This is a genomic window from Actinoplanes sp. NPDC026623, assembly GCF_040638275.1.
Classification (GTDB): Bacteria; Actinomycetota; Actinomycetes; order Mycobacteriales; family Micromonosporaceae; genus Actinoplanes.
On sequence record NZ_JBEZXZ010000301.1, the window covers coordinates 1 to 7,411 of the forward strand.

8 protein-coding genes are annotated in these 7,411 nt (G+C 73.7%); all 8 read right to left on the reverse strand.

Features of this window, described 5'->3' with window-relative positions:
* The coding region (locus tag AB0F10_RS42800; RefSeq protein WP_360639550.1) for a helix-turn-helix transcriptional regulator at positions 1–604 on the reverse strand (604 nt) is incomplete at its 3' end.
* Positions 605–901: 297 nt separating this feature from the next.
* Positions 902–2,113: a sigma-70 family RNA polymerase sigma factor gene (locus tag AB0F10_RS42805; RefSeq protein ID WP_360639553.1), complete on the reverse strand. Its 1,212-nt coding sequence runs from the start codon at positions 2,111–2,113 to the stop codon at positions 902–904.
* A 2-nt stretch (positions 2,114–2,115) separates the two neighbouring features.
* Positions 2,116–2,472: a YciI family protein gene (locus AB0F10_RS42810; protein WP_360639556.1), complete on the reverse strand. Its 357-nt coding sequence runs from the start codon at positions 2,470–2,472 to the stop codon at positions 2,116–2,118.
* Between the two features lie 38 nt (positions 2,473–2,510).
* Complete coding sequence (locus AB0F10_RS42815) at positions 2,511–2,942, reverse strand: DUF6069 family protein (protein WP_360639559.1); 432 nt, start codon at positions 2,940–2,942, stop codon at positions 2,511–2,513.
* 147 nt (positions 2,943–3,089) lie between these two features.
* Positions 3,090–4,628 carry an AMP-binding protein gene (locus AB0F10_RS42820; RefSeq protein WP_360639562.1) on the reverse strand — a complete coding sequence of 513 codons (1,539 nt, stop codon included), beginning with the start codon at positions 4,626–4,628 and terminating at the stop codon, positions 3,090–3,092.
* A 22-nt stretch (positions 4,629–4,650) separates the two neighbouring features.
* Positions 4,651–5,862, reverse strand: coding sequence for an acyl-CoA dehydrogenase family protein (locus AB0F10_RS42825; protein WP_360639565.1), 1,212 nt, complete (start codon positions 5,860–5,862; stop codon positions 4,651–4,653).
* Between the two features lie 84 nt (positions 5,863–5,946).
* Positions 5,947–6,789: a MaoC/PaaZ C-terminal domain-containing protein gene (locus AB0F10_RS42830; RefSeq protein WP_360639571.1), complete on the reverse strand. Its 843-nt coding sequence runs from the start codon at positions 6,787–6,789 to the stop codon at positions 5,947–5,949.
* Positions 6,762–7,411: SDR family oxidoreductase (locus AB0F10_RS42835; RefSeq protein ID WP_360639568.1), on the reverse strand; the 650-nt coding region annotated here is incomplete at its 5' end. The genes AB0F10_RS42835 and AB0F10_RS42830, both read right to left, overlap by 28 nt.

The following is a 7,411-nucleotide window of genomic DNA, read 5'->3' on the forward strand; positions in this document are numbered from 1 at the left end:
CGGGCGCCACCTGCCGCGCCGCCTCCCGGGCCCGGTGCGGCGCCCCCGCCGTTACCAGCGCATGAGCCTGCGCGTACGCCGCGAAGCCGAGCGTCGCCAGGTCGCCGGTCCGCTCCGCCGCCGCCCGCATCCGCTCGGCGGCCATCCAGGCCAGGTCGGATTCGCCGAGATTGCGCATCAGGAACACCGCCGCGTACGCGGCCAGGACAACCCGCTCGTACGCCGCCGGCGTGCCCAGCGTCAGGGCGCTCTGCTGGGTCCAGCGCAGCAGGTCCGGAACCACCCGCGCCTGGCGGATCGGGTCGCAGGAGTTCATCAGCAGGTCGAGGCCGTCGACGCCGGCGTCGATCTCCGCCTCGGGCCGGGCCGGGCCGCTCGGGTCGAGCAGCGCGAGCCGGGTCTCGTGCACCCCGGGCGGGACCACCAGGAGCGGCCCGGCGCGCGCGGCGTACGGCTGATCGGTCAGGTCCGGAACCGGCACCTGCAGCGCGGAGGAGATCCTGTCCAGCAGCGCCCGGGAGTTGAGCGAGCGCTCGCCGCGCTCCAATCGGGACAGGTACGGCTTACTGATGCCGGCCAGCCCGGCCGCCTGATCGAGACTCAACCCCCGTGAGCGCCTATATCGTCGGATTCGTCTGCCGATGCCGTCGTCCTCGTTCATCAGCGCCCCCTCGTGACAGCCGCTCAACGCAGTGACCTCGGCGAGGAACCCTGGATCAATTCTGCGCAGCACAAGGGCACACGCCGACGTGCGCGGTCCGTCGCCGCGTACGTTCTAGCTGGGGGTTTTCCCGATTCGCGGTGATACCCGATCGGCGGGTGACGATGTCATCGGTGTCGCCGCCGGTGGGCGGCAGGAAGCCCCGGGCCGCTGCGGGAGCGGACCGGGGCGACACATTGTTCATCGAGCGGGTCGGTCGAGGCCTTTCCGGCGCTTCCGCAGGAAGGCGCGCTCGGTCTCGGTGCCGACCAGGGCGATCGCCTCGTCGTAGGCGGCCGCGGCCTCGGCCTCGCGTCCGAGCCGGACCAGCAGGTCGGCCCGGGTGGCGGGCAGCAGGTGGTAGCCCGGAAGCTCCACGTCGTCCAGCACGGCGAGCGCCACCGCCGGCCCGTGCACCTCGGCGACGGCGACCGCGCGGTTGAGCGCGACGACCGGCGTCGGCAGCAGCGCCCACAACTGGTCGTAGAGCGCCAGCACCTGCGGCCAGTCGGTCGCGTCCCCGTCGGTGTGCACGGCGTTGATCGCCGCCTGGATCTGGTACGGGCCCGGCCGGTCCCGCCGCAGGCACCGGCGCACCAGGTCGTGGCCCTCGGCGATGAGCGCCCGGTTCCACAGCGACCGGTCCTGATCCGCGAGCAGCACCAGCTCGCCGGCCGGGCCGAGCCGGGCCGGGCGGCGCGCCTCGGTCAGCAGCAGCAGGGCGAGCAGACCGAGAGCCTCGTACTCGTCGGGCATCAGCGCGGCGAGCTCGCGGGCGAGCCGGATCGCCTCCTGGCACAGTCCGGTTCGGATCAGCTGCCCGGTGGTGGCCGAGTAGCCCTCGTTGAACATCAGGTAGAGCACGGTCAGCACGGGCGGCAGCCGGTCCGGCAGCTCCGCGGCGCCGGGCACCCGGTAGGGGATGTGGGCGTCGCGGATCTTCTTCTTGGCGCGCACGATCCGCTGCGCGATCGTCGGCTCCGGCACCAGGTACGCCCGGGCGATCTCCGGCACCTCGAGCCCGGCGAGCAGGCGCAGCGTGAGCGCGGTCCGCGCGTCGGGGGCGAGCGCCGGGTGGCAGCAGGTGAAGATGAGCCGGAGCTGGTCGTCCTTCACCGGTCCCACCTCCTGGGGCTGGTCCTGTTGATACAGCAGCAGGGCCTGTGCGTGCCGGGCCTCGCGGGTCGACTCGCGGCGGAGCCGGTCGACGGCCCGGTTGCGGGCGGTGGTCACGATCCAGGCGCCCGGGTTGGGCGGCAGGACCTCCCACTTCTCCACGGCCACCGCGAACGCGTCCTGGACCGCCTCCTCGGCGAGGTTGATGTCGCCGAGGAGGCGGACCAGGGTGGCGACGCAGCGGCCGTACTCCGCGCGGTAGACGCGTCCGAGGTCGACGGCGGGAAAACGGCTCACGCTCAGTTCTCGGGCTCCCCGTCGAAGGGCCGCACCTCGACCGGCTCCATGCAGGCCACGGCGCACTTCTCGGCCCAGGCCAGCGCCTGGTCGAGGTCCGCGCACCGGATCACCCAGAAGCCACCGAGCTGCTCCTTCGTCTCGGCGAACGGCCCGTCGGTCATGGTGGTCGTGCCCTTGTCGACCCGGACCACTGTGGCGCTCTCCGCCGGCAGCAGGCCCCCGCCGAAGACCCAGGCGCCGGCGGCCTGCAGCTCACTGTTGATCTTGTCTGTCTGCGCGTACGCGATCTGGGTGTCCTCGTCCGACCTGGCCGGCGCTCCCTCGACGCTGTGCACGGCCAGCATGTACTGCTTCATGACGATCCTCCGGTTACTCGACGGTGAGATGGTGCGGGTCACTTCGCCAGGCGGCGCCCGACGGCCGGGATGACGATCGCGGCGGCGACCAGGTGGGTGAGCATCAGCAGCGCCTTGGTGGCCGGCGCGGCATCCGCGATCGCGTCCGGGACCAGCGACAGGACGGTCAGGATCACCGTGGTGCGCAGGAACGCGCGCCGCGGGTGCCGGGCCGTGCGGGACAGCACCGCCGCCAGGACCAGGCCGACCAGCGAGAACACCGCCGTCAGCGTGCCGAACCCGCCGATCGGGATCGGGGCGCCGCTCACGTCGAGGCTGATCCCCGCGGCATGACCGGCGGCGGCGACGGACATGGTGGCGATGCTCGCGACGGCGGCGGCGGCGAAGCCGGTCGCGGTCAGCACGCCGATGCTCGAGCCGGCGGGGCGGGTCGTGGTGGTCGGGGCGGCGGTGTCGGCGGTGGTGGTCATCGTGGCCTCCGGAAGGTCTGTGCGCCGGCTCGGTGCCGGTGTCTCACCAGGGCTACGAAACGGTCCGGCCCCGATCGACAGGTCCGTCCAAAGTTTTCTCAAAGATTTTTTTGCCCCGCGTACGCGGCGACGAACCCGACGATACCGTCAGGCCCTGGGCAGGTCGCGGGTCAGCACCTTGCCGGTGGCGTTGCGCGGCAGCGCCGCCAGGAACACCACGTCGCGCGGCACGCAGAAGCGCGCCCGGTGCCGGCGCACGTGCTCGCGGACCTGCTCCGAGGTGAGTGCCTCGCCAGGGTTGATCACCAGGTAGGCGGCCAGCCGGTGGCCGTACTCGGCGTCGGCGACCCCGATCACGGCCGCCTCGCGGACCTGGGGAAGGTCGGCGAGCAGGTTCTCGACCTCGGACGGGAAGACGTTCTCGCCGCCCGACACGATCATGTCGTCCTCGCGGCCGTCGACGAAGACCCGGCCGGCCGCGTCCAGGTGGCCGAGGTCGCCGGTGGCCAGCAGGCCGTCGCGCAGCTCCCGGGAGTTGCCGTTGGTGTAGCCCTCGAAGAGCATCTCGTTGCCGACGAACAGCCGCCCGGCGGCGCCGGCCGGTGCCGGCCGGCCGGCCGCGTCGAGCACCGCGACCCGGGTGCCGCGCGGCGGGCGGCCGGCCGTGTTCGGCGCGGCCCGCAGGTCGGCGGGGGTGGCGATCGACGCCCAGGAGACCTCGGTGGAGCCGTACAGGTTGTAGAGGACGTCGCCGTAGCGGTCCATGAAGCGGGTGGCCAGCCCGCCGGGCAGGGCGGATCCGCTGACCGCCACCACCCGCAGCGGCGGCCGCGGCCCGGCCGGCAGCAGCTCCATCAGCTGCTGCAGCATGACCGGGACGGCGATCATTGCGGTGCACTCGTGGCTCACCAGCGCGGCCTGTGCCGCGGCCGGCTCGAACCGGCGGCGCAGCACGACGGTGGCCCGCAGGGCCAGCGCGATCTGCAGCCCGGCGTAGCCCCAGGTGTGGAACAGCGGCGCGGCGATCAGTACCCGCTCGCCGGCGCACAGCGGGATCCGGTCGATGATCGAGCACAGCGGGCCGAACCCGCCCGGCGTACGCCGCAGGGCGCCCTTGGGCACGCCGGTGGTGCCGGAGGTCAGCACGATCGTGCGCCCCTCGCGGGCCGGCGGCCTCAGCTCGCCGCCCGGGGCCCCGGCGATCAGCTCCCCGAGCCGGGTCTCGCCGATGCCGTCGATGCCGTCGGGCAGCGCGAACTCGTCGTCGTGGATCAGCGTCCGGAGCCGCTGGTCGCGGGCGACGGCGGCGAGCTGCGGCCCGGACAGCCCGGTGTTGATCAGCACCGGGTCGGCGCCGAGCGAGGTGACCGCGACCAGAATCTCGATCATGCCCACCGAGTTGCGGCAGAGCAGCCCGACCCGGTCGCCGGGCTCGACGCCGGCCGCCGCGCGCAGGGCGAGTGCCAGCCGCTCGGCCCGCTCCAGCAGCTCGCGGTAGGTCAGGCCGCCGTGTTCGTCGACGACGGCGAGCCTGTCCGGGTCGCGGGCGGCGGCCTGCCGGAGCTCACCGGCGAGGCCGAAGCCCCACCGGCGCAGCGCGGCGAACTGCCGGACCAGGCCGGCCGGCGGGGCGGGGCGCAGCAGTCCCCGCCGGGCCAGGGTCGCGAGCAGGAACGGTACGGCCATGCCGGTGGCACCTCACATTGGCTCAGCGGATCGGCATGCCGGAGATCGCCCGGGAGATGACCAGCCGCTGGATCTCGGACGTGCCCTCGAAGATGGTGTAGATCTTGGCGTCGCGGTACATCCGCTCGACCGGGTGTTCGCGCAGGTAGCCCGCGCCGCCGAGGATCTGCACCGCCTTCTCGGTGGTCGCGACGGCCACCTCGCCGGCCTTCAGCTTCGACATCGAGCCCTCGCCCGCCGTGAACGGCCGGTCGTTGCGGCCCATCCAGGCGGCCCGCCAGACCAGCAGCCGCGCGGCGTCGATCTCGGTACGCATGTCCGCGAGGGCGAACGCGATCGCCTGGTTCTCGATGATCGGCCGGCCGAACTGCACGCGGGTCCTGGCGTACTCGAGGGCGTACTCGTAGGCGGCGCGGGCGATGCCGATCGCCTGGGCGCCGACCGCCGGACGGGACAGCTCGAACGTGCGCATGGCGGCCTGCCGGCTCGCCCGCTGCCCCGTCCGGGCCCGGGCCAGCCGCTCGTCGAGCGCCTCCTTGCCGCCGAGCAGGCAGCTCCCGGGCACCCGCACGCCGTCGAGGAAGACGTCGGCGGTGTGCGAGGCCCGCAGGCCGAGCTTCTTGAGCTTCCTGGTGCCGGCCAGGCCCGGGGTGCCGGGCGGGACGATGAAGGCGGCCTGGCCGCGCGAGCCGAGCTCCGGGTCGATCGAGGCGGTGACCACGTGGACGTTGGCGATGCCGCCGTTGGTGGCGTACGCCTTCTGCCCGTCGAGGACCCACTCGTCCTTGGCCTCGTCGTAGACGGCCCGGGTGCGGATCGCGCCGACGTCGGAGCCGGCCTCCGGCTCGGTGGTGCAGAACGCGCCCAGCAGCGGGTCGGCGGCGTCGCCGAAGCACTGCGGCACCCACTCGACGAGCTGGTCCGGCGTGCCCGAGCCGTAGATCGCGGCGACCGCGAGCGAGGTGCCGGAGATCGCCATGGCGATGCCGCCGTCGCCCCAGAACAGCTCCTCGTTGGCCAGCGGCAGCGAGAGGCCGGTCGGATCGGACCAGGTGTTGGCGAGAAATTCGAATCCGTAGAGGCCGATCTTCGCGGCCTCCTGGATCACCGGCCAGGGTGTCTCCTCGCGCTCGTCCCACTCCGCGGCGGCGGGCCGGACGACGCCCTCGGCGAAGCCGTGCACCCACTCGCGCAGTTCGCGCTGCTCGTCATTCAGGTCGAGCCAGAACTCCATGGCAGACCACGCCTCCCGGCGGTTCGTAGAGTTATTACTCGCCGGTAACGCTACGGACACGTAGGTGGGCCCGCAAGGGGTGTATCAATGTGGCGCGGTGGTCGAGCCGGTCAGATGCACCCGGTCGCCGCCGGCCGAACGCAGCGTGAAGTCCCACCCCGTGCCGGCCGGCGTCGCGGTGAAGGCCACCGCCGCGGGCAGCAGGATCGGCAGCCGGAAGGCCACGTCCACGCTGTAGCGCTCGGGCAGCCGGCCCTCGAGCGCCGCGAGGCACCGCGCCTCGCTCCACATGCCGTGCGCGATCGGCCGCGGGAAGCCGAACAGCCGCGCGCCCAGCCGCGAGGTGTGTATCGGGTTGTGGTCGCCGGAGACGGCCGCGTAGTCGGTGCCGACCCGGGGCGGGACCGTCCAGCGCGCGGAGGCGGCCGGCCGTTCCGGTTGCCCGCCCGGGTCGCGGCGCTCGCCCCGGCGTTCCCTGCACAGGTACGTGGACACGCCGCGCCAGGCCTGCACCCCGTCCGCGACGACCGTGGCGACGATGTCGAACTGCCGTCCGCGGTGGTGCGGCCGCAGGTCGGCCGCGTGCACGGTGTGGTCGAGCGGGGTGCCGGCGTCGATCGGCCGGAGCACGGTGATCCGGTTGGCGACGTGCACCAGCCCGGCCAGCGGCAGCGGGAAGTCCGGTGCCGACATCAGGCGCAGGGCGAGGGGGAAGGCGAGGACGTGCGGGTAGGTGGCCGGCAGCGTGTCGGTGAGCCGGAAGCCGCACACCCGGTCGTACCGGGCGAGGTGCTCGCGGTCCACCGTCACCGTCCGCCCGGCCGGCTCCCGGCCGGGCAGCGTCGCGGGGCGGCGCCGGGGGAGCAGCGCGAGCGCGGTCCGGGCGCCCTGCACGCTCGTCACGCACCCAGCAGGCTCTGGCCGCAGACCCGGACCACGTTGCCGGAGACCGTGCCGGAGCCCGGCGAGGCGAACCAGGCGATCGTCTCCGCCACGTCGATCGGCAGGCCGCCCTGCGACATGCTGTTCATCCGGCGGCCGGCCTCGCGCAGCAGGACCGGGATCCTGGCGGTCATCGCGGTCTCGATGAACCCCGGCGCGACCGCGTTGATGGTGATCCCGCGTTCGGCCAGCACCGGCGCGGCCGACCGCACCAGGCCGATCACGCCGGCCTTGGAGGTGGCGTAGTTGGTCTGCCCCCGGTTGCCGGCGATGCCGGCGATCGAGGACACCGCGACGATCCGGCCGCCCTCGCCGATCAGCCCGTGCTCCAGCAGCGCGTCGTTGATCCGTTCCTGGCTGGACAGGTTGATGTCCAGCACCGAGTCCCACCGCGCGGCGTCCATCCGGGCGAGCGTCTTGTCGCGGGTGATGCCGGCGTTGTGCACCACCACGTCGACGCCGCCGCCGAGGTGGGCGGCGAGCCGCTCGGCGGCGCCCGGCGCGGCCAGGTCGAGCTGCAGGGCCCGGCCGCGCACGTCGTTGGCGACCCCGGCCAGCGCGTCGCCGGCGGCCGGCAGGTCGAGGGCGATCACGTCGGCGCCGTCGC

Excerpts from the sequence above, each read along its gene's own strand:
- AB0F10_RS42810 (WP_360639556.1), bottom strand. The coding sequence starts at position 2,472 with ATGAAGCAGTACATGCTGGCCGTGCACAGCGTCGAGGGAGCGCCGGCC.
- AB0F10_RS42815 (WP_360639559.1), bottom strand. The coding sequence starts at position 2,942 with ATGACCACCACCGCCGACACCGCCGCCCCGACCACCACGACCCGCCCC.
- AB0F10_RS42820 (WP_360639562.1), bottom strand. The coding sequence starts at position 4,628 with ATGGCCGTACCGTTCCTGCTCGCGACCCTGGCCCGGCGGGGACTGCTG.
- AB0F10_RS42825 (WP_360639565.1), bottom strand. The coding sequence starts at position 5,862 with ATGGAGTTCTGGCTCGACCTGAATGACGAGCAGCGCGAACTGCGCGAG.